Origin of the sequence: Actinomycetospora sp. NBRC 106378 (assembly GCF_030269685.1) — a bacterium.
Taxonomy (GTDB): domain Bacteria; phylum Actinomycetota; class Actinomycetes; order Mycobacteriales; family Pseudonocardiaceae; genus Actinomycetospora.
In genome coordinates this window covers 1-26,230 of sequence record NZ_BSTT01000023.1, presented here as the reverse complement: position 1 = coordinate 26,230, position 26,230 = coordinate 1, and the positions used below count along the sequence as shown (strand labels likewise).

Annotated in this window: 28 protein-coding genes; 8 read left to right on the top strand and 20 right to left on the bottom strand. The window is 73.6% G+C overall.

The window, feature by feature from the left end:
• Nucleotides 1-720 carry a dethiobiotin synthase gene (gene bioD / locus QSK00_RS29255; RefSeq protein WP_285596866.1) on the bottom strand — a complete coding sequence of 240 codons (720 nt, stop codon included), beginning with the start codon at nt 718-720 and terminating at the stop codon, nt 1-3.
• Between the two features lie 86 nt (nt 721-806).
• Between bioD and QSK00_RS29250 the strand changes: the two genes are divergently transcribed.
• Both QSK00_RS29250 and QSK00_RS29245 read left to right on the top strand, forming a co-directional pair.
• Entirely contained in the window at nt 807-1,712 is a 906-nt protein-coding gene (locus QSK00_RS29250; RefSeq protein WP_179793573.1) for an SPFH domain-containing protein, read from the top strand.
• Complete coding sequence (locus tag QSK00_RS29245) at nt 1,713-1,916, top strand: type II toxin-antitoxin system antitoxin (protein WP_179793574.1); 204 nt, start codon at nt 1,713-1,715, stop codon at nt 1,914-1,916.
• A gap of 38 nt (nt 1,917-1,954) precedes the next feature.
• On the opposite strand, the gene lysA is transcribed toward QSK00_RS29245, so the two are convergent.
• The 5 genes from lysA to QSK00_RS29220 all read right to left on the bottom strand — a co-directional run bounded on the left by lysA (nt 1,955) and on the right by QSK00_RS29220 (nt 9,227).
• Nucleotides 1,955-3,358 carry a diaminopimelate decarboxylase gene (gene lysA / locus QSK00_RS29240; RefSeq protein ID WP_285596862.1) on the bottom strand — a complete coding sequence of 468 codons (1,404 nt, stop codon included), beginning with the start codon at nt 3,356-3,358 and terminating at the stop codon, nt 1,955-1,957.
• Between the two features lie 88 nt (nt 3,359-3,446).
• Nucleotides 3,447-3,650, bottom strand: a complete 204-nt coding sequence (locus QSK00_RS29235; protein ID WP_285596860.1) for a hypothetical protein — start codon at nt 3,648-3,650, stop codon at nt 3,447-3,449.
• A 22-nt stretch (nt 3,651-3,672) separates the two neighbouring features.
• Nucleotides 3,673-4,881: an 8-amino-7-oxononanoate synthase gene (locus QSK00_RS29230; RefSeq protein ID WP_285596859.1), complete on the bottom strand. Its 1,209-nt coding sequence runs from the start codon at nt 4,879-4,881 to the stop codon at nt 3,673-3,675.
• Nucleotides 4,882-5,004: 123 nt separating this feature from the next.
• Entirely contained in the window at nt 5,005-7,476 is a 2,472-nt protein-coding gene (locus QSK00_RS29225) for a SulP family inorganic anion transporter (RefSeq protein ID WP_285596857.1), read from the bottom strand.
• A 476-nt stretch (nt 7,477-7,952) separates the two neighbouring features.
• Nucleotides 7,953-9,227 (bottom strand): adenosylmethionine--8-amino-7-oxononanoate transaminase, encoded by a 1,275-nt coding sequence (locus QSK00_RS29220; protein WP_285596855.1) that lies wholly within the window; start codon nt 9,225-9,227, stop codon nt 7,953-7,955.
• Between the two features lie 35 nt (nt 9,228-9,262).
• On the opposite strand from QSK00_RS29220, the gene QSK00_RS29215 reads away from it, so the two are divergent.
• The gene (locus QSK00_RS29215; protein ID WP_285596853.1) at nt 9,263-10,102 is read left to right on the top strand and encodes a PaaX family transcriptional regulator; all 840 of its coding nucleotides are present in this window, start codon (nt 9,263-9,265) and stop codon (nt 10,100-10,102) included.
• A gap of 4 nt (nt 10,103-10,106) precedes the next feature.
• On the opposite strand, the gene QSK00_RS29210 is transcribed toward QSK00_RS29215, so the two are convergent.
• The 10 genes from QSK00_RS29210 to QSK00_RS29165 all read right to left on the bottom strand — a co-directional run bounded on the left by QSK00_RS29210 (nt 10,107) and on the right by QSK00_RS29165 (nt 18,780).
• Nucleotides 10,107-10,820, bottom strand: a complete 714-nt coding sequence (locus QSK00_RS29210) for a (2Fe-2S)-binding protein (RefSeq protein WP_285596851.1) — start codon at nt 10,818-10,820, stop codon at nt 10,107-10,109.
• A complete protein-coding gene (locus QSK00_RS29205; RefSeq protein ID WP_285596849.1) occupies nt 10,817-11,344 on the bottom strand; it encodes a hypothetical protein in 528 nt (175 codons plus the stop codon). Before QSK00_RS29205 ends, QSK00_RS29210 begins: the two co-directional genes overlap by 4 nt.
• A complete protein-coding gene (locus tag QSK00_RS29200; protein WP_285596847.1) occupies nt 11,341-11,640 on the bottom strand; it encodes a hypothetical protein in 300 nt (99 codons plus the stop codon). Before QSK00_RS29200 ends, QSK00_RS29205 begins: the two co-directional genes overlap by 4 nt.
• 4 nt (nt 11,641-11,644) lie before the next feature.
• A complete protein-coding gene (locus tag QSK00_RS29195) occupies nt 11,645-12,118 on the bottom strand; it encodes a hypothetical protein (protein ID WP_285596846.1) in 474 nt (157 codons plus the stop codon).
• A gap of 5 nt (nt 12,119-12,123) precedes the next feature.
• Nucleotides 12,124-13,209 carry a HoxN/HupN/NixA family nickel/cobalt transporter gene (locus QSK00_RS29190; protein WP_285596844.1) on the bottom strand — a complete coding sequence of 362 codons (1,086 nt, stop codon included), beginning with the start codon at nt 13,207-13,209 and terminating at the stop codon, nt 12,124-12,126.
• A 78-nt stretch (nt 13,210-13,287) separates the two neighbouring features.
• Complete coding sequence (locus QSK00_RS29185; RefSeq protein ID WP_285596842.1) at nt 13,288-14,943, bottom strand: FtsZ/tubulin family protein; 1,656 nt, start codon at nt 14,941-14,943, stop codon at nt 13,288-13,290.
• Between the two features lie 123 nt (nt 14,944-15,066).
• Nucleotides 15,067-15,366: a hypothetical protein gene (locus QSK00_RS29180; protein WP_285596840.1), complete on the bottom strand. Its 300-nt coding sequence runs from the start codon at nt 15,364-15,366 to the stop codon at nt 15,067-15,069.
• A gap of 5 nt (nt 15,367-15,371) precedes the next feature.
• The gene (locus tag QSK00_RS29175) at nt 15,372-16,949 is read right to left on the bottom strand and encodes an FtsZ/tubulin family protein (RefSeq protein WP_285596838.1); all 1,578 of its coding nucleotides are present in this window, start codon (nt 16,947-16,949) and stop codon (nt 15,372-15,374) included.
• 122 nt (nt 16,950-17,071) lie between these two features.
• Entirely contained in the window at nt 17,072-18,097 is a 1,026-nt protein-coding gene (locus QSK00_RS29170) for an aliphatic amidase (RefSeq protein WP_285596836.1), read from the bottom strand.
• A gap of 200 nt (nt 18,098-18,297) precedes the next feature.
• Nucleotides 18,298-18,780 carry a MarR family winged helix-turn-helix transcriptional regulator gene (locus QSK00_RS29165; RefSeq protein ID WP_285596834.1) on the bottom strand — a complete coding sequence of 161 codons (483 nt, stop codon included), beginning with the start codon at nt 18,778-18,780 and terminating at the stop codon, nt 18,298-18,300.
• 107 nt (nt 18,781-18,887) lie between these two features.
• Between QSK00_RS29165 and QSK00_RS29160 the strand changes: the two genes are divergently transcribed.
• Nucleotides 18,888-20,003, top strand: coding sequence for a substrate-binding domain-containing protein (locus QSK00_RS29160; protein WP_502872094.1), 1,116 nt, complete (start codon nt 18,888-18,890; stop codon nt 20,001-20,003).
• On the opposite strand, the gene QSK00_RS29155 is transcribed toward QSK00_RS29160, so the two are convergent.
• The gene (locus QSK00_RS29155) at nt 19,990-20,343 is read right to left on the bottom strand and encodes a hypothetical protein (RefSeq protein ID WP_285596830.1); all 354 of its coding nucleotides are present in this window, start codon (nt 20,341-20,343) and stop codon (nt 19,990-19,992) included. The genes QSK00_RS29160 and QSK00_RS29155 overlap by 14 nt on opposite strands.
• A 133-nt stretch (nt 20,344-20,476) precedes the next feature.
• Here QSK00_RS29155 and QSK00_RS29150 point away from each other — a divergent pair, with 133 nt between their 5' ends.
• The gene (locus tag QSK00_RS29150; protein WP_285596828.1) at nt 20,477-20,893 is read left to right on the top strand and encodes a group I truncated hemoglobin; all 417 of its coding nucleotides are present in this window, start codon (nt 20,477-20,479) and stop codon (nt 20,891-20,893) included.
• A 6-nt stretch (nt 20,894-20,899) separates the two neighbouring features.
• Here QSK00_RS29150 and QSK00_RS29145 read toward each other — a convergent pair whose 3' ends face one another.
• The 3 genes from QSK00_RS29145 to QSK00_RS29135 all read right to left on the bottom strand — a co-directional run bounded on the left by QSK00_RS29145 (nt 20,900) and on the right by QSK00_RS29135 (nt 23,054).
• Nucleotides 20,900-21,307 (bottom strand): VOC family protein, encoded by a 408-nt coding sequence (locus QSK00_RS29145; RefSeq protein ID WP_285596826.1) that lies wholly within the window; start codon nt 21,305-21,307, stop codon nt 20,900-20,902.
• Nucleotides 21,308-21,317: 10 nt separating this feature from the next.
• A complete protein-coding gene (locus QSK00_RS29140) occupies nt 21,318-22,157 on the bottom strand; it encodes an amidohydrolase family protein (RefSeq protein ID WP_285596824.1) in 840 nt (279 codons plus the stop codon).
• Nucleotides 22,158-22,229: 72 nt separating this feature from the next.
• Entirely contained in the window at nt 22,230-23,054 is an 825-nt protein-coding gene (locus QSK00_RS29135; protein ID WP_285596821.1) for a class II aldolase/adducin family protein, read from the bottom strand.
• Nucleotides 23,055-23,111: 57 nt separating this feature from the next.
• On the opposite strand from QSK00_RS29135, the gene QSK00_RS29130 reads away from it, so the two are divergent.
• Genes QSK00_RS29130 through QSK00_RS29120 form a run of 3 tightly spaced genes read left to right on the top strand, consistent with a single transcriptional unit; the run spans nt 23,112 to nt 25,970 of the window.
• Nucleotides 23,112-24,137 carry an LLM class flavin-dependent oxidoreductase gene (locus QSK00_RS29130; RefSeq protein WP_285596819.1) on the top strand — a complete coding sequence of 342 codons (1,026 nt, stop codon included), beginning with the start codon at nt 23,112-23,114 and terminating at the stop codon, nt 24,135-24,137.
• Nucleotides 24,138-24,144: 7 nt separating this feature from the next.
• On the top strand, nt 24,145-25,182 hold the full coding sequence (locus tag QSK00_RS29125; RefSeq protein WP_285596817.1) for an LLM class flavin-dependent oxidoreductase: 1,038 nt from the start codon (nt 24,145-24,147) through the stop codon (nt 25,180-25,182).
• Nucleotides 25,179-25,970, top strand: coding sequence for a crotonase/enoyl-CoA hydratase family protein (locus tag QSK00_RS29120; RefSeq protein ID WP_285596815.1), 792 nt, complete (start codon nt 25,179-25,181; stop codon nt 25,968-25,970). The genes QSK00_RS29125 and QSK00_RS29120 overlap by 4 nt, the downstream gene beginning before the upstream one ends.
• Nucleotides 25,971-26,230: the final 260 nt, after the last annotated feature.

Sequence of the window (26,230 nt, the reverse complement as noted above, 5' to 3'; positions counted from 1 at the left end):
TCATCCTCGGGGGGTCGGACGGTCCGGAGTCTGCCTCACCGTGGCGGTCGCGTCCCACCGCCCACCCAGGACGGGATGCAGACCACACCGCGCCGCGGTTTCGAAGGCCCCCGGATCGGTCCCGCCGAGGTCGGCCGGCAGCACGCCGAGCAGGGGCGCGCCGGTGACCCGGGGCAGGTCGTCGAGGTTGGTGCGCTCGGCGAGGTCCGGCCCGGCCGGGTAGGCCCCCACCACGGTGCCGAGGAGTTCCCGACGGCGGGTCGCGAGGGCCTCCGCGGTCAGCGCGGCGGAGTTGAGGACCCCGAGCCCGGCCGTCGCGACGAGCAGGACCGGCAGGTCGAGGTCGGCGAGGGTCTCCCCGTCGTCGTTGAGCCTGACCAGCAGTCCCCCGGCGCCCTCCACGAGGACGAGGTCGGCGGTGACCCCGGCCAGCGCCCGCTCGACGTCGACGATCCGCAGCGGCGGGAGGCCGGATCGGCGCGCGGCCGTGGCGGGGGCGAGCGGCTCGGGGTAGCGGGCGAGCTCGAGCGTGGTGACCCGGCCCGCCGTGAGCCGCTCGACGTCCGCGAGGTCGCCCGGCTCCCCCGGCGCGATCCCGGTCTGAGCGGGCTTCACGACGACGACCCGTTCCCCCGCCGTCGCGGCCAGCGCGGCCACCGCCGCCGTGACGACGGTCTTCCCGACGCCGGTCCCCGTCCCGGTCACGATCATCGTCCGCACGGGCGGCGAGCGTAGGCGATGGCGCCGTCCCCGCCGAATGTGATATCACTTTGATGTCTTCACGACAGCTGACCCAGGAGGTCGCCATGTCCACGACGGTGCCGTCGGTCCCGATCGACATGCCGGAGGCCCGCACGCGGGAGTTCCCGGCACGGGACGTCTCCGGCTGGGGGGTGCTCGGGCTCGCGGTGGTGCTCGTGGTGGCCGCCGTGGCGGTCGGGATCGGGCTCGGGGCAGGGCCCGGTCCGCTGCTCGCGGTACTCCTCGTGCTGGTCGCGGTCGTGCTCCTGCGGGGTCTGGTGGCGGTGTCCCCCGGCGAGGCGCGGGTGGTGCAGCTGCTCGGGCGCTACCGGGGCACGGTGCGCACCGAGGGTCTGCGGTGGGTCAACCCGTTCACCACCCGCCGCTCGCTGTCCACCCGCATCCGCAACCACGAGTCCGACACCACGAAGGTCAACGACCTCGACGGCAACCCGATCGAGATGGCCGCCGTCGTGGTGTGGCGGGTCGAGGACACGGCGCGGGCGGTGTTCGAGGTCGACGACTTCGTCCGGTTCGTCGACATCCAGACCGAGTCGGCCGTGCGCCACATCGCGGGCTCCTACCCCTACGACACGGTGGACACCGACCGCCGCTCGCTTCGGGAGAACGCCGACGAGATCACGGCGATGCTGTCCGCCGAGATCGCGGCCCGGGTGGACTCGGCCGGCGTGCACGTCATCGAGTCCCGGATCACCCAGCTCTCCTACGCCCCGGAGATCGCGCAGGTCATGCTCATGCGTCAGCAGGCCGGGGCCGTCGTGGCGGCGCGGAGTCGACTCGTGGAGGGCGCGGTCGGCATGGTCGAGGCGGCGCTGGCCCGGCTGGAGGAACGCGGCACGGTCGACCTCGACGAGGAGCGGAAGGCGACGATGGTGTCGAACCTGCTCGTCGTGCTCGCCGGGGACCGCTCCGTCCAGCCCGTGGTCAACGCCGGCTCGCTGTACCAGTAGATGGCCGAGCGCAAGAAGCTGCTCCTCCGCCTCGACCCGGCGGTGCACGACGCGATCGCCCGCTGGGCCGGCGACGACCTGCGCAGCGTCAACGCCCAGATCGAGTTCCTCCTCCGCCGGGCCCTCGACGACGCCGGCCGATCACCCCGGGACGCCCGACCGATGCGTCGGCCGGGCCGTCCGCCCGCGGACGAGGAGTCGTGAGCCGGCGACGACGGCGCCGATCGCTCGGAACGGGGAGCTCAGTCCCGGCCCAGCACCACCCCGCCGCACCAGGCCTCGTCGTCCCAGGACCCGGCGTCGGGAACCGACCGGGGCAGGCAGCAGTCGCGGGCCAGCAGGTCGGCCGCCGTCTCCCGGCGCACGAGCACCCGGGCGACCCCGTCGCGGACACCGACCAGCGGCGGGCGGCCGACCAGGTTGTACGACGACGCCATCGCGTGGTGGTAGGCCCCGGTCCCGGGCACGGCGACCAGGTCGCCGACGGTCACGTCCTCGGGCAGGGCGACGTCGCGGGCCAGGACGTCGCCCGCCTCGCAATAGCGCCCCACCACGGTGGCGGGCTTCCAGGCGGCGCACGTGGTGCGGCCCACGAGGTGCGCGTCGTAGGCGGCGCCGTAGAGCGCCACGCGCGGGTTGTCCCCCATCCCGCCGTCGACCGCGACGAACCAGCGGCCGCTGCCGGCGCACTTGGTGGCCTGGACCCGGTACAGCGTCACCCCCGCCCGCGCGACGATCGCCCGGCCCGGCTCCACCCCGAGGCGCAGCGGCGGCAGGCCCCGGGCGGCGCAGCCCCGGGCGACGGCGCCGGTGACACGACGGGCGAAGCCGGCCAGGTCGAACGGGGTCCCGCCGGTCACCGCGTGCCCGCCGCCGAGATTCAGCTCGGAGAGTCCCGCGGGCAGCTCGGCGGCGAGGTCGAGCAGCGGGTCGACCGCCCGCTCCCACACCGCGGTGTCGGCGATCTGCGACCCGAGGTGGCAGTGCAGCCCGACCAGCCGCAACGCGCGACGCCCCGCGATCGCCCCGGCCACCGCGGCCGCACGGCCGCCCGCGAGCGGGACGCCGAACTTCTGGTCGTCGCCCCCGGTCCGGATCGCGGGATGTCCGCCCGCGTCGACGCCGGGCGCGATCCGCAGCAGCACGTCGACCACGACCCGGTGCCGCGACGCCACCGCGGCGAGCCGGTCGGCGACGTCGAGGGAGTCGACGACGACGCGCCCCACCCGGGCGCGCACCGCCGCGTCCAGCTCGGCCTCGGTGGGGGCGTTGCCGTGCACGACGATCCGGTCGGCGGGCATCCCCGCCCGCAGCGCGAGGGCGAGCTCGCCGCCGCTGCACACGTCCAGCCGGACGCCCGCCTCGACCAGCAGCGGGACGAGGCCGGCGCAGAGCAGCGCCTTCCCCGCGTAGGCGACGTCGGCGTCGGGCAGGGCGGTGCGGTAGCCCCGCAGCCGGGCGGCCACGTCGTCGAGGTCCAGCACGGTGCCCGGGGTGCCGAAGCGGGCGGCCAGGGACGCGAGGCCCACTCTCCCGACCGCGAGGTCACCGCCCGGCGCGGGCGTGGTGGTCAGCGGCCAGGCCGCCGGGTCGACGTGCTGGTAGAGCGTGCTGCGCAGGCTCGGGATCACCGTCTCCAGGGTCACGACGACGAGCCTGCGGTCACCTCCCGCGCCCCGCGGCCGTCGTGCACACGGCGTTCACGACGGCGGGTCGGGCTTTGACGGGTCGGATCTACAGCCAGTCGCGCACGCGGACCGCGTTCGGAACCGTGACCGGCCGCTCGGCGGCCTCGACGTCCGGGCGCGGCGTGCCGTCGACGTCGTGCACGGCGCCGCAGCAGTGGCAGCGCAGGTAGTCGGAGGCCTCGGCCAGCGGGCGACGACACCGGCCACAGTGCCAGAGCCGGAACGCCTGACGGCTGTCCGTGACGATCACCGCGATCTCCTCCACAATCGATTCAGAGCTGTTCGGACCAGGATGCCATCCCGGGTCGCCCCGTCCGGACCGGGCCTGCGCCCACGATCGGGCCCAACACCTCGTGCAGCACCCGGTCGACCAGCGCCAGGTCGTCGTCCGACAGGTCCGCGCGGGCGGTCAGCCGCAGCCGCGAGGTGCCCTCCGGGACCGACGGCGGGCGGAAGCACCCGGCCCGCACCCCGGCGGCGGCGCAGGCGTCCCGCGCGGCGACGGCGAGCTCGGGGTCGCCGAGGACGACGGGGACCATCGCCGCCGTCGGGTCGGCCACCCCGAGCGACGGCGCCGCCGAGCGCGCGGAGGCCGCGACCGCGGCCGCCACCCGGTGCAGGGCCGTCACCCGGTCCGGCTCGGCCCGCAGCACGTAAAGCGCGGCGAGGGCGGCGCCCACGCTCGTCGGCGCGAGGCCGGTGTCGAAGATGAACGCCCGCGCCGCGTCGACGAGATGCGCGACCACCGCGGCCGACCCGAGCACCACCCCGCCCTGCGACCCGAGCGACTTCGACAGCGTCGCCGTCGTCACGACGTCGGGCTCCCCCGCCAGACCGGCCTCGGCCACGAGGCCGGCCCCGCCCGGGCCCCGGACGCCCAGACCGTGGGCGTCGTCGACCAGCAGCACCGCACCCCGTGCCCGGCACACGGCGTGCAGCTCGGCGAGCGGGGCGAGGCCGCCGTCGACGGAGTCGACCCCGTCGGTGACCACGAGCCGGCGGGACTCGTCGGCCGCGGCGAGCACGGCGTCGACGTCGGCCGGGACGGCGCAGCGGGCGACCACGACGCGGGCCCGCGAGAGCCGCGCCGCGTCCACCAGCGAGGCGTGCGCGGCGACGTCACTGACCACCAGCGCCCCGCGGCCCGACAGGGCGGTCACCGCGCCGAGGTTGGCCGTGTAGCCGCTGGAGAAGACCAGGGCGTCGGGGGCGCCGACGAGGTCGGCGAGGCCCTCCTCCAGCTCGGCGTGCAGGCGGGTGGACCCCGTGACCAGCCGCGACCCCGTCGACCCCGCACCCCAGGTGCGGGCGGCGCTCACGGCGCCCTCGACCACCCGCGGGTCGCGGGCGAGGCCGAGGTAGTCGTTGGACGCGAGGTCCACCAGCGGCTCGACCACGTCACGCGGCGACAGCACACGGCGCAGGCCGGCGGCCCGTCGGTCGCGCGCGGTGTCGGCCAGCCAGGCGAGGGGATCGTCCACGGACGGACAGCCTAGGGACCCCACCGGCACCGACCCGGCGTCGGGAACCTCCCGCGGTGGCAGGAAAGCGTCGTTGCCGTCACCGGGCGACAGCAACGACGCTTTCCTGCCACAGGAGACGGGTCACAGAGCGGGAGCCGCCGGGAACGCGGTCGTCGACGGCTCCGACCGGGTCGCCGACGCGCCCGCGCCGAGGCGGTCGGTCGAGGCCGGGACGAAGCGCTCGCCGTCGAGGACGAACATCCGGGCGGTGGGGATGTCGAAGAACAGCCCGACCAGGCGGACCCGGCCCTCGGCGACCGCCGTCGCGACGCCCGGGTGCCGGGCGAGGCGGTCCAGCTGGACGGCGACGTTGACCATCGCGAGCTGGTCGACGTCGCCCCAGCCGCCACTGCGGGCGTGCTCCCCCACCGGGTGCTTCGCCGCCCAGCGCGACCTCGACTCCGTCGCGCCGGCGAGCCAGCGGCCCAGGGCGGAGTCGGGAACGACGTCGCGGTTGACCGCCTGCATGGCGCCGCAGCCGGAGTGGCCGCAGACCACGAGGGTGGGCACGTGCAGGACGTCGAGGGCGTACTCGACGGTCGCGCCCACCGAGTCGTCGGCCTCGGTGCCGAGCGGCGCGAGGTTCCCGACGTTGCGCACCGTGAACAGGTCACCGGGGCCCGACGAGGTGAGCACGTTGGGCACCACCCGCGAGTCGCTGCAGGTGAGGAACCACGCGTGCGGGGCCTGCCCGTCGGCGAGGTCGGACAGGTACGGCGCGACCAGGCCGGCCGCCCGGCGGTGGTACTCGCGCAGGCCGGTCAGGATCGGGTCGACGTCGTCGGAGTGGGTGTGGCCGTCGTGCTCGTGGTGGCCGTGCCCCCAGCCCTCGCCGTAGGTCGCGTCGTGCCGGGCCTGCCACACCGACCACGGGGAGAGGAACCGCGGCACGGGGCCCGGGCGCCGGTCGCCGGGGCCGCCGGCGGTCGACTCGCGCCGGGCCACCAGCCCCATCGTGCCGACCTCGTCGATGCGGACGGTGCCGCCCGCGAGCCGGTGGCGCTCCTCCCACTCCGAGAGGTGGTCGTACGCGGCGTGGTCGAGGTAGTCGGTGACCAGGTCCACGACGACGTCGGCGCCCTCGGGAATCTGGGCGAGGCGGCGCGAGAGGCGCGGGACCGACAGGAAGCACAGGGCGCCCTCGACGACGACGTGCCAGGTGCCGCCCGCCTTGCGCCAGGACCGCGACGGCCCGGGGTCCTGGGCCCGGGGCGCCTGCACCTCGATCGAGGCCCACACCACGCGGCGCAGCACCATGAGCAGCGCGAGCCCGAGCCCGACGAGCACGCCGGTGAGCAGGTCGACGAAGACCACGCCGAGGATCGTCACGACGTAGACCGGCAGCTCGCCGTGACGGTGCAGCTCCCGCATGTGGCCGACGTTCACGAGCTTCGTGCCGATGTGGACCAGCAGCCCGGCGAGCACGGCCATCGGGATCTGCTGGACCAGGCCGAGCAGCGCGACCGAGAAGACCACGACCCAGACACCGTGCAGGATCGCCGAGACGCGGGTGCGCCCGCCGGCGGCGACGTTCGTGGTGCTGCGGACGATGACGCCGGTGATGGGCAGACCGCCGAGCAGGCCGGAGAGGGTGTTGCCGGCGCCCTGGCCGACGAGCTCGCGGTCGAGGTTCGTCTGCGAGCCCGGGCGCATCCGGTCGACCGCCACCGCGGAGAGCAGGCTCTCGATCGAGGCGATGATCGCGACGGTGAGGACGCCGACGAGCACGCCGCCGAGGTCGGAGGTCGGCAGGACCGGCAGGGCGATCGCGTCCAGCACGTCGCCGCCGATCTCCACCCGGACGACGGGGAGCGCGAACACCGAGGCGACGACGGTCAGCGCGACGACCGCGAGCAGGGGCGCGGGGATGCCCCGGACCCACGACGGGACGGCCTTCGGCAGCTTCGGCCAGGCCAGCAGGATCGCGATGACGGCGAGCCCCAGCAGGGTGGCCGGGCCGTGCGCGGAGATCAGCTGACCGGGCAGCGCGATGACGTTCTCGAAGGCACCGCCCTGCTGCTCGCCGCCGAGGACGACGTGGAGCTGGCCGAGCACGATCGTCACGCCGATGCCCGCGAGCATGCCGTGGACGACGGCGGGCGAGATGGCCAGCGCGGCCCGGCCCACCCGCGTGCAGCCGAAGACGATCTGCAGCAGGCCGGCCGCGACGGTGATGGCGCAGGTGACGCCCCAGCCGAAGCGGTTGACCAGGTCGGCGACGATCACGGTGAGGCCGGCGGCGGGACCACTGACCTGGAGTGCGGAGCCGCCGAGCGCGCCGGCGACGATGCCGCCGACCGCGGCGGCGATGAGACCCGCGGTCAACGGGGCCTCGGAGGCGACGGCGATGCCCAGCGACAGCGGCACGGCGACGAGGAAGACCACCAGCGAGGCGGGCAGGTCGTAGCGGATGTTCCCGCGCAGGCTCGCGAGAGCGGCGGCGGGGCCGCCGCCGGACGCACCGCGGGATACGGGGGGCGGCGGGGCCGGCGTCGCCGGGTCCGGGGTCGTGGCGTCCGACGCGTGGGGCGGCGGGGACTGGGGAGCGCTCATGGGCGGGTACGTCCTCCGGACGGATCGTCTCGGCCGCGTGCGGCGTGGTCGCCGGCGGCGCGGCCCGGGGCGGTCCGAGCGGTCTGCGTCGCCCGCCGTCGTCGTCGACGGCGAGTGCGGCAGTCGTCTCGGCTGCTCGGTCACTGCGTGTGTACGAGTGGCTCGGGCTCCGGCGCGAACCGGATCTCGTTCCGCCGAGGAGTCTGCCCTGCCGCGGGCACCTGGCCGCCGGTTCACCTGCCGTTCACGTGACTCCCGGTACCGGCAATCGGCCGACACCCCCGCGACGCGCCGCGGGGAGGGACTGGAGGCCGGCGACTGATCACGGACCGCGTCGCTGAGCCGTTCGGCCGCGTGACTGCGCTCGCAGTGGTGCGCCGATCAGGTGAACAATGGCTTTACCGTCTCTTGAAGCGTCGTGTTGCCGGACTTTGCCCACCGGAGTGGTCCGGACCTCACGTCGGGGACACACGGGGTCATGCGGCGGTGGCGGCGCTCACGACGGCCTCCGCGATGCGGGCCACGTCGTCGGCCCCGGCGATGAACGGCGGCATCGTGTAGATCAGATCCCGGAAGGGCCGCAGCCACACTCCGTGACCCTCGGCGGCGGCCTGGGCGGCCGGGACGTCCACGGGGTGGTCGAGCTGCACCACCCCGATCGCACCCAGCACCCGCACGTCGCGCACCCCGGGGAGCGCGCGGGCCGGCGCGAGACCCGTCGTCAGGACCTCGCCGATCCCCCTGACCTCGCCCCGCCAGTCGCGGCGCAGCAGTTCGCTGACGCTCGCGAGCGCGACGCGGGCCGCGAGCGGGTTGCCCATGAAGGTGGGGCCGTGCATCAGTCCGCCCCCTCCCGGTTCGGAGCTGACCGCCGAGGCGACGGCCGGGGTGCACAGCGCCGCGGCCATCGTCAGGTAACCGCCGGTGAGGGCCTTCCCCAGGCACAGGACGTCCGGCGCGACCCCGGCGTGGTCGGCCGCGAACAGCTCGCCGGTGCGGCCGAACCCGGTGGCGATCTCGTCGAACACGAGCACGAGGTCGTGGCGGTCGGCGATCGCGCGCAGCGCGGCGAGGTGGCGCGGGGAGTGGAAGCGCATGCCGCCCGCGCCCTGGACGACCGGCTCGACGACGATGCCCGCGAGCTCGTCGGCGTGCCGCTCGGCCACCGCGGCGAGGTGCTCGTCGTAGGCCGGGTCGTAGCGGTCGCCGTGATCAGCGGGTGGGGCGTCGGCGAACACCTGCTCGGGCAGGAAACCCTGCCAGAGGGCGTGCATCCCGCCGTCGGGATCGCAGACGCTCATCGCGGCGAAGGTGTCGCCGTGGTAGCCGCCGCGCCAGGTCATCATGCGCGTGCGCCCGGGTCGTCCGCGGGCGCGCTGGTACTGCAGGCACATCTTCACCGCGACCTCGATGGAGATCGACCCGGAGTCGGCGAGGAAGACGTGCTCCAGGGGCGCCGGTGTGATCTCGACGAGCCGCGTCGCCAGCTCGACCGCCGGGTGGTGGGTGAGGCCGCCGAACATGACGTGGCTGACGTGGTCGGCGCGCAGGGCGGCGTCGAGCGCGGGGTGCCGGTAGCCGTGGACCGCCGCCCACCACGAGCTCATCCCGTCGACCAGCTCGCGCCCGTCGTCGAGGGTCAGCCGCACCCCCCGCGCGTCGGTGACCACCAGCGGCTCGCTGCGCCCCGGCATCGGACCGTAGGGGTGCCAGACGTGCTGACGGTCCAGGTCACGCAGAGAGTCCGACACCGGCGCACGGTAGCTCTCACCTAAGATCGACCCTCATGGCGGCGGGGGCGGGCGAGGCGTTCTCGCGGCGCCGTGAGGTCGCGGCCACGAGCGCCCGGTCCCTCCTGCTCACCGTGCTGGGCGAGTTCGTGCTCCCGGCGGGCGAGCCGGTCTGGACCCAGACCCTGCTCGACGCGCTGGGCCACGTCGGGGTCGAGGAGAAGTCGGCGCGGCAGGCGCTGGCGCGCACGGCCGCCGACGACGTGGTCGTCTCCGAGCGTTCCGGACGCCGGGTGCGGTGGTCGCTGACCCCCGCCGGGCGCCGGCTGCTCTCCGAGGGCGCCGCCCGCATCTACGCGCACGGCACGCTCCGCGAGGCGTGGGACGGCCGGTGGCTGGTGCTGGTCGTGAGCGTCCCCGAGGCCCAGCGGGCGCTGCGGCACCAGCTGCGGACCCAGCTCGCGTGGGCCGGCCTGGGGTCGCCCGCGCCCGGGGTGTGGGTGTGCCCGGACGCCGCGCGGGTCGACGAGGCGCACCGGGCCCTGGTCGACGTCGGGCTCGACTCCTCGGCGCTGGTGGTGGTCGGCGGCACCCACGGCGGGCTCTCCGCCGCCGAGCTGGTCGCCCAGGCCTGGGATCTGCGCGAGGTCGAGGCGCGCTACGCGGAGTTCGTCGAGCAGTTCGCGGATCTCGAGCCCGGGGCGGACGAGTCGGTGCTCGGCGCGCAGGTCCGGCTCGTCGACGCCTGGCGCCGGTTCCCGTTCCTGGACCCGCAGCTGCCCGCCGAGCTGCTGCCCACCGACTGGGTGGGCGCCCGCGCGGCCGAGGTGTTCCACGCCCGGCACGAGGCGTGGACCCCGGGGGCCCAGGCCGCCTTCGCGGAGCTGGGTCGCTGAGACGTCAGCGCCGCCCGCTCCGGACGTCGGCGCCGTCGCGGTACGCGCCGAGCGGACAGTCGGCGCAGGTGTGCCCGCCGGTGCGGCGGTAGGCCAGGCAGCAGGTCCGCCGGCGGTGCTCGGGCGGTCCGGTCTGCACCCCCGCCAGCGGCTCCGCGGCGAGGAGACCGCCGGCGAGCTCGCGCGCGACACCGCCCCGGTCGGGCCGCACGCGCTCCACGACCCGCGCCACCTTGACCACCGCCGCCGCGACCTCGCCCCACAGCAGGCGCCCGGAGACCGCCGCCACCCCGCCGAGGGCGTCGACGAGGGCCGCGAGCGGGCCGAGGAGCTCCCCGGCCACGTCCTCGACGCCGTGGCACGCGACCGCGCGAGGTCCGTCGGTCCACCAGCCGCCGGTCCCGGTCCCGTCGGGGGCGAGCCAGCGGAGATCGCTCCGCGCGAGCCGGAGCACCACCCCGTCGAGCGCCGCCGCGCCCAGGACGGGGGCGACCAGGCGCGCCGTCATCGCCCCGTGCAGCCACGACGCCGCGACCCGGTCCTCGGTGGTGCCGAGCAGGTCCCGGCCGTGGGCGACCTGGGCGCGCAGGACCGCCGGCTCCGTCAGCAGTCGTGCGAGTGGGACCGCGGACGGGTCGCCCGGTCCGGTCGCGAGGGTGAAGGCCGGGCCCAGCGCGGCGAGCTCGGCCAGCACCGTCCGGGCGTCCCGCACGGTCACAGCGGCGAACCGGCCGCGCACCAGTCCTGGGTGGAGCGGTGGCGGCCGAGGCCGAGGACGACGAACTCGTCGGCCCGCCCGACCGCCTGCACCCCGAGGTAGCGCAGCGCCCGGACGATCGGGCTGCCGCTGGTGGGGTCGGCGGTCGAGACGGGGAACGGCTCGTCGGGCAGCAGCAGCTCCGGTCCGAACACCACCTGGCAGTCCAGCCACGCGGCCGCGGCCTGGTGCCCCAGCCCCCCGGTGTAGGCGGCCTCGAGGTAGACCACCGCCCCCCGCCGGGACGCGGCGGTGAGCAGGGCCGCCACCCCGGAGGAGAGCCGCTCGAAGTCGCCGTCGGGATCGACCGGGAACCCCGGCAGGTCGATCGCGGCGTACAGCTCGTCGCACAGCGGGAGCAGCGCCAGCTCCCCGCCCTGCAGCAGCGAGGGCCGCGCGTGGCCGACGGTCTCCACGACCGGCGCGAGGGTCTCCGGCTCGGCGATGATGCCGTGCAGCTCGTAGGTGGTGTCGACGACCGTCACTCCAGGATTCCGAGGTGCTTGAGGACGTGCGCCGCCGAGGTCGCCCGGACGTCGGCGACCATCGTCCGGTACTCCTCGGCGAACAGACCGGCGTGCCGGGTCATGCGGTCCGCCTCGACGAGCTCGACGGCCTTCTCGAGGTGGGCCCGCGCCAGCCTGTCCCGCCAGAGGGAGTGCCGGATGTGGACGTACTCCTCGTCCACCGCGGTGATGCGCAGGGTCTTGCCGCCGGCCACCGTCGGGATCTCCCCGCCGTCGCCGAAGTCGCGTTGCAGGCCCGCCCAGTCCAGCGGCACGGCGTCACTCCCCCTCCGTCGGGTCGCCGACGTGACGGACGGCGAGTTCGGACATGTGCCGCAGGACCGTCGCCCGGCGCTGCGCCGCGTCCGGGACGTCGCACGCGCAGGCGGCGGCGAGCTCGTCGTCGTCGACCCCCTCGACGCAGCACAGGACGAAGACCGTCTGCAGGGCGGGCGGCAGGTCGGTGAGGTCGTCGCGCAGGGCCCCGAAGGACCCGCGGCGGGCGCGCCCGGCGAGCGCGTCCTCGATGCCCGCCTCGGCGAGCTTCGCGATGCGGCCGGAGTAGGGCAGGCCCCAGTAGCGGAACACCCCGGGCCGCGCCACCAGGCCGCCCGCGACGTGCACCGCGACCCCCTCGGCGACCGCGGGGTCGCCGAGCCGGACGCGGCAGGTGTAGGAGACGGCCTCGTACGTGGCCGTGACGCGGTCGATCCACTCCGCGTACGCGGGGACGAGGTCGTCGCGGTCCACCACGGTGCCTAGCCCGCCGGGGTGGCCGGGGCCGACCGGCGCTCGAAGCCGCCCACGCGCCAGAGCAGGGCGGCGCCGCCCCACACCAGGACGAAGAAGCCCACGATGAGGTAGCCGAGCAGCTCGAAGTCGTCGGCGATCGAGGCGAACCCCGCGAGCGCGGTGACCCCGAGGTCGTCGGCCAGCACGCCGGCGAGGTAGACCGCCGCGATGAGCCCCGCGACCGTGACGGTCGCCGCCGTCGTCGCGATGTTGTAGAAGAGCCGCCGCGCCGGGCTTCGGTTCGACCAGGAGTAGGCGATCCCCATGAGCAGGCCGTCGGCCGTGTCGAAGGCGCTCATCCCGGCGGCGAACAGCACCGGCAGGGTCAGCGCGGCGAGCAGCGGCGCGCCGCCCGCGGTCGACGCGGACGACGCCGTCGAGGCCGAGAGGGTGAGCAGGGTGACCTCGGAGGCCGTCTCCAGGCCGAGCCCGAAGAGCAGGCCGAGCGGGTACATGTGCCACGAGTGCCGGATCAGGGTGCGGGCCCGGCCGCCCAGGATGCGGTTGACCAGGCCGCGGTTCAGCAGCTGCCGCTCGAGCTCGGCCTCGTCGAGCTGCCCGCGCCGCATCTTCCGCCAGGCCCCGACGATGCCGACGAGGACCAGGGCGTTGAGCACCGCGACCAGGGCGAGGAACACCATGGCCACGACCGTCGAGACGGTGCCGCCGATCTCGCGGAAGGTGTCGACCCCGCTCGAGCTCGCGAGGCCGGCGGCGAGCGCGACCACCAGCCCGAGGATCACGACCACCGACGAGTGGCCCATCGCGAAGAAGAACCCGACCCCGACCGGGCGCCGCCCCTGCGCGACCATGAGCCGGGTGGTGTCGTCGATCGCGGCGATGTGGTCGGCGTCGAACGCGTGCCGGACGCCGAGCACGTAGGCCAGGACCCCGGCCCCGGCGAACGCCCCGGCCCCGAGCGGACCGGCCGTCAGCGAGAGGTAGAGCGTCCAGCCGAGGACGTGCAGCGCGGCGATCACCGCGACGATGGTCGAGAGCTGCACGCGGTCGCGGCGTGACCAGCTCAGCGGGGACGGGGCGATCGTGGTCACGCGGCGTTCCTCTCCGGGGGCGTGCAGGTGCGCCGGGGCGCCCCGCCGACGGCGGGGCGCCCCGGGGCGGTCAGCGGGTCAGGGCGTCTCGACGAGCGTCTGGACCATCGGCGCGATGTGCGCCTGCTGGACCTGGGTGATGTCCGCCGAGGGGGTCGCGTCGCCGCGGATCGCCGCGTGCGGCACCACCACCCAGCACGCGCAGCCCCAGATGCACTCGCCGGCCATGCCGTCGAAGCGGATCGACTGCTCGGAGAGGATCACCCCGAGGTCGAGCAGCCACGAGTGCATCATCAGCTTCGTGTCCCAGTCCTCGATCTGGTCGTAGGCGTCCCGGGCCTCGAAGAAGGCCGTGAGGTCGGTCTTGGCCACACCGGGGATGATGATGTTCGAGTACACGGTGAGCTCGTCGAAGAACTCGCCGTTGCTGGTGACGAGGGTGCCGTCGTCCCCGTCGAGCAGGTACTCCCCCAGCACCGACTCGAGCTTCTTCTGCAGCGTGTCGTTCCACATCTCGCGCGGGCCGACCGTGTTGCACTCGATGTAGTCGGTCTTGAAGCCCTCCTTCAGCCCGGAGAACTTCGGGATGTAGTCGATCCACTTGGTGACGACCTCACGCCACCGGCTCCGGGGCTGGCCGGGCAGCACCTCGACGCCGGGGTGGGTGTACTTCGCGACGTCGTAGACCGTCCAGGTGCGGTCGCCGGAGATGTTGCGCTCGTGCGGGGCGCCCGTGAAGCCCGCGGGCCGCAGCATCTTGAACAGCAGGCGGCCGTAGTCCTGCACGACGAACCGGGTGAACGAGTCGTCGACGAACTTGCGGGTGACGCCCTTGCGCAGGCCGTCGCGGATCGCCGGGGTACCGGTCTTCGTGTAGGAGCCGAGGCGCTGCCACGCGTGCTCCTGGGGCAGGGCGAGGAAGCCACCGGTGAAGGGGTTCTTGTAGAGGTCGCCCCAGACCGCCATGACGCCCTGGTTCTTCTCGTCGTCGAGCATGCAGTCGATCTCGTTGATGACGGGGTAGAGCGCGGCCTTGCCGCCCGCGTGCTCCTCGTCACCGGAGAACGGCAGGACGCCGACGCCGATCACCGGGATGCGCCGGCCGAGCTTCACGTTCGACAGGTGGCGCACCATGTCGACGACCATCCCGGACCCGGTGCCGCCGGCGAGGGAGAAGAAGACCAGCACCATCGAGGGGAGCTTGGTCTTGTTGATGGAGTCGACGAAGAGGTCGAGCTCCTTCTCCAGGGTCTTGTCGCCGCCGTAGTAGTAGTGGCCGTAGATGGCCTTCGCGATCGCCCGCGGGCAGGTCTCGCCCGGCTTCGGCATCTCCACGTCCGCCGGCAGCCACGGCTCGTAGTTCGGGTTCCAGTAGTACCGCGGGTACTCCATCTTCAGGTACTCGCGCCAGCGGTTGAGGCTGGTCCGGAGCTCCTCGGAGCTGGGGGTCTCCAGCGCCACCGTCCGCACCTGGTGGCGGTCGGTCGGGATCTCCCGCTCCTGCAGGCGCTGGGTGAAGCCGCCCGCGTACTCCTTGAGCTCGTGCATGTCCTGCTCACCGATGTCGACGGCGAGGCCGGTGAACCGGGCGCGCGGGTCGTCGAGCATGTCCTCGATCTCGCCGGTGCGCAGCAGGGCCTCGACCATGTAGGCGCCGGTCTTGCCGATGCCCAGGGCGTGGATGCAGTGCGGGGACTGGCTGCCCGTCGCGGAGTGGTAGAGCGACATTCCCATGGTGGAACCTTTCTGTCGCGGGCGCGCGGGAACGCGCCCGGTGCCGCTGGGGCTGGGTGGAGGGCGTGACGGGGCCCGCTCGGACCGGGCCCCGCCACGCCGTCGGTCGACCGACGCCGGAGGTCAGTCGACGTAGCCGAGGTCCTTGAGGACCGTCGCGGCCGTCGTCGGCCGCTCGTCGGCGATGAACGTGCGGTAGTGATCGATGACCGACGCGTAGTCGCGGGTCATCCGGCCCTCGTCGAGCAGCGTCATCGCCTTCTCGAGGTAGGCCCGGGTGAGCTTGTCCGACCAGAGACGGTGGGACACGTAGATGTACTCGTCGTCGGCCCCGGTGACCTGCAGGGTGCGGGCCCCGGGCATCGACGGCAGCTGCGCCCCGCCGCTGTAGCGGGCGACGATCTCCGACCAGGGGACGGCCACCGGACTCAGCCGCCGACGAAGGGGGCGATGGGCTCGGGGTCGGCGAGCGACTCCGTGACGGCCTCGGCGCCCGGCTCCGCCGCCTCCCCCCGGATCGCGGCGTGCGGCACGACCACCCAGCAGGCGCAGCCCCAGATGCACTCGCCGCCCATCCCGTCGAACCGGATCGAGGGCTCGCAGAGCATGACGCCGAGGTCGAGCAGCCACGAGTGGATGAGCAGCTTGTCGTCCCACTCGAGGGTGTCGTAGTAGTCCCGCGCCGGGACGAAGGCCGCGAGGTCGAGCTTGCTCGCGCGCGGGATGACGACGCTGACGAGGTCGTCGCCCCCGGGGAGCCCGAGGACGACCGGGTCGACCCGTCCCGTCGCCGCCCCCGACACCGCCGCCGACACCGACTCCGCGTCCGCCGGATCGAGGTCGCCGGTGAACACCCGGGCCTCCAGGTACTCCGTCGAGAAGCCCTTCACCAGGCCGGAGGTGCCCAGCGAGTCGATGTCGGCGAGCTTCCGCACCGCGAGCATGTTGATCCAGCGGTCGCCCTGCTCGCCGCGGATCGCGGGGTGCCAGGCGTCGGCGGGGACCGCGAGCCAGTTCAGCGCCTTGAGCGTCTCGTAGAGGTGCACGCTCGCGTCGCGGGTGAGGAAGGAGCCGATCCCGGCGTCGACGTAGGCGTGGGTGGCGGCGAGGTCGCCGGTCATCTCCTGCACGTCGTTCTGGTCGACCATGAAGAAGCCACCGGTGAACGGGTTCTTGTAGAGGTCGCCCCAGACCGCCATGACCCCCTTGTTCTTCTCGGTGTCGATCATGCAGTCGAGCTCGTTGATCACCGGGAACAGCGAGCCGTCGGCGTACTCGGCCGGGTCGGCGCCGTTGGGCAGGATGCCGAGGCCCACCACCCAGGGCCGGCGCCCCAGCTTGATCGACGACAGGTGCCGCGCGATCTCCACGACGATGCCGCTGCCGACGCCCCCGGCCATCGAGAAGGCGACGACGACGAGCGGGGTGGCCTCGCTGGACATGACGCTCGCGGCGAAGTCGTCCAGTGCGCCCGCGATCTCGCGGCCCTGGTAGTACTCCGCGCCGTAGATCGCCTTCGCGACGGCGCGGGAGTAGTGGCCGTCGGAGGGGGCGATCTCGACGTCGGCCGGCAACCACGGCTCGTAGTTCGGGTTCCAGTAGTACCGCGGGTACTCCATCTTGAGGAACTCGCGGTAGCGGTTGAGCGCGTAGGAGAGGTCGGCGTTCGTCGGGACCGGCAGGGACACCGTCGCCACGTGCGACTGCTCCGCCGGGAGCGCGCTCGCCGCGTCGCGCACCTGGGCGAGGTCCTCGTCGCCGATGTCCACCGCCAGCGCGGAGAAGCGCGTGCCCGGCTCGGAGAGGAAGCCGTCGGGCTGGTTGCGCATGATCGAGGTGATCAGGTCCGCCCCGGTGGCGCCCAGCCCCAGCACGTGGAGGGAGAACGGTCCCTCGTGGTCGCCGGCGCGGTGCACCCCCTCGGAGCGCAGCGCCTCGATGCGCGCCATCGCGGTGTCACCGTGGTCGTGGTCGTGGTCGTGATCGTGGTCGTGCTCGGCGGCCATGGCCGGGTCCTCCTGGATGCGCTACGGGACGGGAAGGGCGGGGCCACGAGGGCGCGCGCCGTCCGCGGACCGGCCACGGCGTCGTCGCCGCCCGGGTCCGCCGGTGTGCCTGCTTCAGGGGGTCAGGCCCCGTTCGGGATGCCTTCCATCGGGGCCTCCGGGGTCCCGATGTACTCGCGGGTCATCTCCTCGACCTGCTTCTGGGCGAGCGCCGGGTCGGTGACCCAGGTCTTGTAGAAGTCGAACGGGCACTCCGCGACGCCCTTGTCGCCGTCGCCGGACTGGATCACGCCCGTGTAGCCGCGGTGCAGGAGCTTGAACAGGTGGTTCTGCGACTGCCAGTTCTTCCGCGCGTCACGGATGAGCGAGATCGACAGTTCCGCGTACTGCACGCCCATCTCCTCGGTGCCGCACTCGCCGAGGGTGCGGCCGTCGAAGCCGACCACCGAGGAGTGCCCGAAGTAGGAGTAGACGCCGTCGAATCCGGTGGCGTTCGCGACGGCGACGTAGACGTTGTTCGCCCAGGCCATCGACTTCGCCATCATGATCTGCTGTTCCTTGGCCGGGTACATGTAACCCTGCGGCCGGACGACGAGCTCGGCGCCCTTCATGGAGCAGTCGCGCCAGATCTCGGGGTAGTTGCCGTCGTCGCAGATGATGAGGGCCAGCTTCAGGCCCTTGGGCCCCTCCACCACCGTGGTGTGCTCGCCCGGGTACCAGCCCTCGATCGGCACCCACGGCAGGATCTTGCGGTACTTGTTGACGATCTCGCCCTCGGCGTTGATGAGGACCAGGGAGTTGTACGGGTTCTTGTTCGGGTGGTCCTCGTGGCGTTCCCCGGTGAGGGAGAAGACGCCCCAGACCCCGGCCGTCCGGCAGGCCTCGGCGAAGATCTCGGTCTCGAACCCGGGGCACGACGCGGCGTTGTCGAACATCTCCTGCCGGTCGTACATGATCCCGTGCGTCGAGTACTCGGGGAAGATGATCAGGTCCATGCCGGGGAATCCCTGCTTGATCCCGACGACCATCTCCGCGATCTTCTCGCAGTTCGCGCGAATGCCCTCCCGGTCGTGCAGGCGCGGCATCGTGTAGTTGACGACCGCGACGCCGACGCCGTCGTGGCTGCTCGAGATGTCTCCGTGACGCATGCCCGTTCCACCTGTCGTCCGTGAGGAATCCACCCGCTGGTGGAACCGACCGTACGAGCCGCGGCGGCAATGACAATATTTCCAGAGTAGAAGTAACCCGAGCGCAACCTGATGACAGGGGAGAGCTTCGTCTCAGAGGGTGCGGCAGCTCAGGGCGTGCGGGAGCTCAGGGCGTGCGGGAGCTCAGGGCGTGCGGGAGCTCAGGGCGTGCGGACCCGCTCCTCGCCGCCGATCGCGCTCTCGAGGCGCGTCAACAGCCCGATGAGGTCGATCCGGTCGGCCGTACCCAGGTCGGCCAGGACGGTGCCGAACGCCTCGTCGAGGTCGGCGGCGGCGCTCGCGACCACCCGGTGGCCCGCCGCCGAGATGTGGACCAGGACGCGGCGTCGGTCCCAGTCGTCGCTCCGACGGAAGGCGAAGCCCTCCGCGATCAGCCTGTCGACCACGCGGGTGGCGGTCGGGGCGGGGACGGCGGCCCGCACGGCGATCTCACCCATGCTGTGGCCCGGGGCGTCCAGCCCGTCCTCGCCGACGCCCTCGTCGAGCAACATCAGCGTGCGCCACTGCTCCCGGCTCAGGTTCGAGGCGGCGGTGACCCGGGCGAGGCAGGCGTTCACGGTGCGGTCGGCGAGATCGAGGAGGTCCACCACCCGGTGACCGGTCGCACGCGGCCGACCGCCCATCGTGACCTCCCGGGGTGTTGACCTGCTCGAAACGATACAAGGTTCCCGGAAAGAGACCCGGCGGCGCCATACTGCGTCCGACCTCGACCCGCCCGGGGGTGCCCATCGTGGCCGATCTCTCCTCCCTTCCGCCGATCCCGGCTCCGCGGCGCGCCGACGACGAGGTCCGCGTCGCGCTCGTGACCCCTGCGCAGGGTTCCGCGGGCATGTTCGGCCTGTCCTGCCGGATGTGCGCGGAGCTCGCCACGGTCGAGGTGAACGCGGCGGGCGGGCTCCTGGGCCGACCGGTGACGCTGCACCACGTCGACGGCGGCGCGGAGCCCGGTGCCGTGGCCGACGAGGTCGCCACGCTGGTCCGCGCGGGCCGGGTCGACGCGGTGGTGGGCTGGCACATCTCGGCGGTCCGGCACCGCATCGCCCCGCGCGTCGCCGGCCAGGTCCCGTACGTCTACACCGCGCTCTACGAGGGCGGTGAGCGCACGCCGGGCGTGCTCGTCACCGGCGAGACCCCGGCGAACCAGCTGGCCCCGGCCCTGGACTGGATGCGCTCCGAGCTCGGGGTGCGCCGGTGGGCCGTCGTCGGGAACGACTACGTCTGGCCGCGGGCCTCGGCCGCCGTCGCGGCGCGCTGGGCCCGCAGCCACGACCGCCCGCTCGCCGACCAGATCTTCGTGCCCCTCGGTACCCGGGACTTCGAGCCGGTGCTGCGCCGCGTGGAGCGCAGCGGCGCCGACGGTGTGCTGATGCTGCTCGTCGGGGAGGACGCGGTGCACTTCAACCGCGCCTTCGCCGCAGGCGGCCACCACCACCGGCGCACCCGCCTGTCCACCCTCATGGACGAGACGATGCTGCTCGCCTCCGGTGCCCGTGCCACGCAGTGGCTCTACTCCGCGGCCGGGTACTTCGAGGACCTCGCGACCAGCGACGCCCTCGACTTCACCGCGCGGTTCGGCCGGCGGTTCGGCGTCCGCGCCCCGGTGCCCTCGAGCCTGGGCGAGTCCTGCTACGAGGGGATGAACCTCTACGCCGCGCTCGTGCGCCGGGCGGGCTCGCTGCGCCGCGAGGACCTGCTGGCGGTGAGCGAGGAGGTCCGGTACGGCGGGCCGCGCGGGGACGTCGTCGTGCGGAGCGCCCACGCCGTGCAGGACGTCTACCTCGCCGAGGCACGGGGGGTGCACTTCGACGTGCTCGACCGCCTCTCCTCCGGGGTCAGGGAGAACTGAGGTAGCCGAGGTCGGCGAAGATCACCGCCGTCAGGTTCGGGCCCCGCGTGCACCCGGTCTCCACCCGGGGCCCCGACGCGTAGTGGCGGCGCAGTCCCTCGGCGAACGCCATCGGCCTCGGATCGAGCCGGCCGTCACGGAGGAGGGCGAGCGCCGTGTCGAGGTCGTCCCGGGAGACGCAGTCGCGCCAGAGCCGCTGACTCAGGCAGATGCGATCGTCGTCGACCTCCTCCACCTGCACCCGGGAGGTCCCCTGCAGGGACGCCAGCGAGGGCCGTCCGGCGTAGCGCGCGCGGACCTGCTCCCAGTCGAGCCGGTCGTTCCCGTCCTGCGTCGTCACGCCGACCATACTTCGCGACCATCGTGACGATCGCGTAAAACAGTTCCGAAATGGAACTACCGCTCTGGCGTCGGGGTCCGCCCGCTCGGCACGCTCCGATCGACCACCACTCGATCGCGCCCTGGGGGACGACATGACCGACAGCCTCTACACCCGACTCGGCGGGACCTACGCGATCGCCGGCGCGGTCGACGTCCTGGTCGACCGGCTCTTCGAGAACGCCGGCGTCATCGCCAACCCCGGCGTCGCCGAGCACCACGTCGCCGCCAACGGCCCCGGCTACAAGTTCCTCGTCACCGCCTGGTCCATCGAGGCCGCCGGCGGACCCAAGTGCTACCCCGGCCTCGACATGATCGCCGCCCACACCTCGCTGCACATCACCGACGAGCAGTTCGACGCCGTGTACTACGAGATCCAGGCCACCCTGCGCTTCCTCGGCGTCCCCGAGCCCGAGACCGCGGAGTTCATGGACATCATCGAGCACTACCGCCCCGAGGTCGTCGCACAGCAGAAGGTCGAGCAGGCCGGCACCCTGGAGCCCGCCGCGTGAGCGGAGTCAGGGCGTCGGGAGCCAGATCTCCCAGGCGATCCCGTCCGGGTCGGCGAAGGAGATGAACTGCGCGTAGCCGATGTCGCGGACCGGGCTGTGCTCGACGCCGTGCGCGGTGAGCTGCTCGCCCCACGCGTCGAGGGCGGCGCGGTCGGCGACGGTCAGCGCGACGTGGTCCAGCCCGGTGCGCTGCGGGCTGAACCGCTCCCCCGAGCCGTCGAGGGGCTCGTGGATCCCGAGCGTGATCCCGGAGTCGGGGTGGCGCAGCAGCTGCCGCGGGTGCCGGGCCGCGGGCGGGCCCTCGAGCCGTTCGGTGACCGCCTCGAAGCCGAGGACCCGGCCGTAGAACTCGGCGCTCGCCGCCATGTCCCGCACCACGAGCGCCACGTGGGCGATCGCGCTGAACGTCGTCATGGCGCCCGGACTACCCGCGCAGCCCCGGGAAGACGCGCGCCGCGTTACCCCCGAGGACGGCGTCGGTGAGGTGCTCGGGGAGGCCGAGGTCGCGGATCGCTGCGACGTTGCGCGACGGGCTCGCGGCGGGCGAGTCGGTGCCGAAGATGGCCTTGGCCGCGATGCGCTCGACGCCGAACGCGGCATAGTAGGTGGGGAGGCGCTTGGGCGGGAGGCCGGCGAGGTCGAGCCAGAGGTTCTCCCGGGTGAGGGCCAGGGAGGCCGCGACGTCGTAGCTCCAGCCGCGCCCGCCGTGGGCGAGGACGACCACGAGCTCGGGGAAGTCGCGCATGACGTCGTCCATGAGCACCGGGTCGCCGTGCCGGGACGTCGCGCCGGGGAAGAACGAGGGGCCGGTGTGCACGATCACCGGGATGCCCCGCTCCGCGCACCGGGCGTAGGCGGGGTAGAGCTCGCGGTCGTTCGGCGCGATCCCGGCGTGCACGGGATGGATCTTGAGTGCGACGGCGCCGTGGTCGAGCTGCCGGTCGAGCTCCCTCGCCACCGGGTGGTGCACGTGCGGGTTGACGTTGGCGACGATCCGGAAGCGCTCCGGGTCGTGCTCGACGATCGGGAGCATGTCCTCGACGGTCTGCCAGCCGGTGGCCTTGGGGCTGTACTCGCAGAACAGCAGCACCCGGTCGACGCCCTCGCCGGCGAAGTAGCCGCTGACCCGCTCCGGGATCGGCGCGCCGTCGTCGTCGTACAGCGCCGCCCACGCTCCCGCGTCGCCCGCGGGCCCGATCCACGTCTCCCACGACACCTTCAACCGGGCGAGGTGGGCGACGTGGACGTGGGCGTCGACGATCATGGGCCCTCCGGGCTCGTGAGCAGAAAGGGTCGTTATAGCAGCCGTTTCTGCGCACGAGCGCGGAGCGCACCCCTAGTCGAACAGGTCCGGGTCCGTCCGCACGATCTCGTCCCAGATGGGCTGGAAGGAGAACCAGCCCGCGTAGTGGGTGCCGGTCTGCTCGGCGGAGAACTTGGCGTTCTCGTGGTCGATCTGGGTCGGCGTCCCGGCGGCCTCGGCGAGCAGCTGGGCCTGGCAGTTGCGCTCGGTGTTGATGAACCACCAGGCGGCCTCGGCGACGGTCTTCCCCACGCTGAAGATGCCGTGGTTCTGGTGGAACACCATCTTGCGGCCGGTCAGCCCGGTGGCGAGCGCGCGCCCGACCTCCGGATCCAGCACCACCGCGCCGCGTCCCTCGCTGACGACGCCGTGCTGCTCGTAGAGGGTGCAGGCGTCCTGGGTGATCGGGTCGAGCGGGCGGCCGAGCGAGGACCACGCCTTGCCGTACACCGAGTGCGCGTGCGCCGCGGCCACGATCTCGGGGTGGGCGTGGTGCACGGCGGAGTGGATGACGAAGCCCGCCTGGTTGACCGGCTTGTTGCCGTACACGACGTCGCCGTCGTGGTTCACCGCGATGAGGTCGGAGACCCGGATGTGCCGGAAGCTCATGCCGAACGGGTTGACCCAGAACATGTGCGGGTCCTCGGGGTCGCGCACCGTGATGTGCCCGGCGATCCCCTCCCCGAAGCCGAACCGGCCGAACACCCGGAACGCGCCCGCGAGCTGCTGCTTGCGGTGCAGCCGCTCCTCCTCGACGTTCGTGAACGTCGGCGGCTGCGGCATCGCGATGCCCTCCTGCGAGGGGCGGAAGCCGGACATCTCGTCGGAGCTGGGGCGGTCCTGCGTCGGTGCGGCCATCCCACGACGGTGCGCCGCGGGGCGCGCACGGGTCAAGACCGGAGGATGATCGGGTCCATGCCCGCACCCGGCACCCCGCTCGAGAAGCTCGGATTCCTCACGATCGGCACCTTCTCCCCGGACGATCCGCGCCCCGGCCACGAGAGCCTCCTGGAGGAGATCGTGCTCGCCGAGGAGCTCGGTTTCGACTCGGTGTGGCTGCGCCACCGCCACCTGCAGCACGGGGTCTCCTCCCCCGTGACGCTGCTGGCCGCGGCCTCGCAGCGCACCTCCCGGATCCAGTTCGGCACGGCGGTGACCCCGCTGGGCTGGGAGAACCCGCTGCGCTACGCCGAGGACCTCTCCACCCTCGACGTCCTCTCCGGCGGTCGCATGAACCCCGGCCTCTCGGTCGGCCCGCCCGGGCACTTCGACGACGTGAAGGACGCGCTCTACCCCGACACCGCCGAGCACGAGGACTTCACCTACACCCGCGTCGCGCGGCTGCTGTCGCTGCTGCGCGGCGAGCGCGCCAGCACCTTCTCCGGGGTCGAGGGCATCGAGGTGTTCTCCGACCACGTCCAGCCGCACGCCACCGGCCTCGCCGACCGCGTCTGGTACGGCGCGGCGAGCGACCGCTCCGCGATCTGGGCCGGGGAGCAGGGGCTCAACCTGCTGACCTCGTCGGTGGTCCGCGTGGGCGAGGACCAGGAGCCCGACTTCGCCGCCATCCAGTCACGCACCATCTCGATCTACCGCGACGCCCTCCCCGCCGGCGCGCCCGGACGGGTCTCGCAGGGCCTCGTCGTCATCCCGACGGACACGGCCACGCCCGAGCAGAAGGCGAAGTACGCGGAGTACGTCGAGGGCCGCACGCCACGCACCACCTCACCCCAGGGCCCGGGGCGGCTGCTGTTCGCCCGCGACGTCCTCGGCACCTCGGAGGAGGTCGCGGAGGCGCTCTACGCGCACGCCGCGTTCCGCGAGGTCGACGAGGTGGTGTTCGCCCTGCCGTTCGGGTTCGCGCACGAGGACTACGTGCAGATCCTCACCGACATGGCCACGCATCTCGGCCCTGCCCTGGGCTGGTCCCGCGCGGCATGATCGGCCCATGCCCGAACCCGGCGTGCCCCTGGAGCGGCAGGGCTTCCTGACCCTCGGCACCTACGACGGCGCCGACCCCGCGCCCGGCCACGAGTACCTGCTGCGCGAGATCGTGCTCGGTGAGGAGCTCGGCTTCGACTCCGTGTGGCTGCGCCACCGCCACTTCCAGTCCGGCATCTCCTCTCCGATCGCGATCCTCGCGGCCGCCTCGCAGCGGACGTCGCGGATCGAGTTCGGCACGGCGGTGACCCCGCTGGGCTGGGAGAACCCGCTGCGCTACGCCGAGGACCTCGGCACCGTCGACGTGCTCTCCGGCGGGCGCATGAACCCGGGCCTGTCCGTCGGGCCGCCGATCCACTGGGACGACGTCAAGGCCGGGCTCTACCCCGACACCGCCGACGTCGAGGACCTGACCTACCACCGCGTGGAGCGCCTGCTCGCGATGTTGCGCGGCGAGCCGGTCAGCACGTTCTCGGGCGTCGACGGCATCGAGTCGTTCTCCGACTACGTCCAGCCCCGCTCCCCCGGCCTCGCCGACCGCGTCTGGTACGGCGGCGGCAGCCGGCGCTCCGTGCGCTGGGCCGGCGAGCAGGGGCTCGCCATGCTCACCAGCAACGTCATCCAGACCGAGGGGCACGACCTCGGCGACGACGCCTCCCGCGTGTTCCCCCTCATCCAGGCCGAACAGATCCAGCTGTTCCGGTCCGTGCACCCGCTCGGCGCGGCCGCCCGGGTCTCGCAGGGCCTCGTCGTGATCCCGACCGACTCCGCCACCGCCGACCAGAGGGCCCGCTACGCTGCCTTCGTCGAGCACCGCACCCCGCGCACCGCGGTCGCCCACGGCCCCCGGCAGATGCTGTACGCCCGCGACCTCATCGGCACCTCCGAGGAGATCGCGGAGGCGCTGTACGCGAACCCGGCGTTCCGGGAGGTCCGCGAGGTGGTCTGGGCGCTGCCCTTCACCTTCGAGCACGAGGACTACGTCCAGATCCTCACCGACATGGCCACGAAGCTCGGCCCGGCGCTGGGTTGGAGCCCGCGGTGAGCCTGGTTCCCGACGCCGGGTCGGTGCGGGTCTCGCGCGACGGTCCCGTCACCACCGTGACCCTGCACCGCCCGGAGCGGCGCAACGCGGTCGACGGCCCCACGGCACTGGCGTTGGCCGAGGCGTTCCGGACCTTCGACGCCGATCCGGCCGCGTCGGTCGCGGTGCTGCACGGAGCCGACGGGGTGTTCTGCGCCGGGGCGGACCTGACGGCGGTGGGGTCGTCCTCCGGCAACCGGACCGACCCGGACGGGGACGGGCCGATGGGGCCGACCCGCCTGCGCCTGTCGAAGCCGGTGATCGCCGCCGTGTCGGGGCACGCCGTGGCGGGCGGGCTGGAGCTCGCGCTGTGGTGCGACCTGCGGGTGGCCGACGAGACCGCCGTCTTCGGCGTGTTCTGCCGCCGGTGGGGCGTGCCGTTGATCGACGGCGGGACGGTGCGGCTGCCGCGCCTCATCGGGGCGAGCCGGGCGATGGACCTGGTGCTGACCGGCCGGCCGGTGGACGCCGCCGAGGCGTTGTCGATCGGGTTGGCCAACCGGGTGGTGCCGGCCGGGTCGGCGCTCTCGGCCGCGCAGTCCCTGGCCCGCGAGCTGGCCGCGTTCCCGCAGGTGTGCCTGCGCGCCGACCGGGCGTCGGTGCTCGGGCAGGAGGGCCTCGACGAGGAGTCCGCGTTGGCCGCCGAGTTCTCCGGCGGGATGGCGGCGCTCCTGGCCGAGGGGGTCCCCGGCGCGGCCCGGTTCGCGGCGGGCGCCGGACGACACGGGACCTTCGACTCCTCGGACTGAGCGGCGGGCCCCGCTCCTCGCGAGAGCTACACCAGGCAGGCTGCAGCGCCTCCGAAGCTGCCCCACGTGAACCTCGCGACGGGGCGCCAGCGGGACACCCCCCGCGAGACGCACACCAGGCACGCCCGAGAGCCGGCGGATTCAAGGAGCGGACGCAACATCCTCGAGTTGAGGGTGGGTGTCGGTGTGGGTGGTGTCGCTGTTCCGCGGTGGGTGCGTCGGGAGTTCTGGCGGGCTCGCCGTGACGGTGTGGATCACGG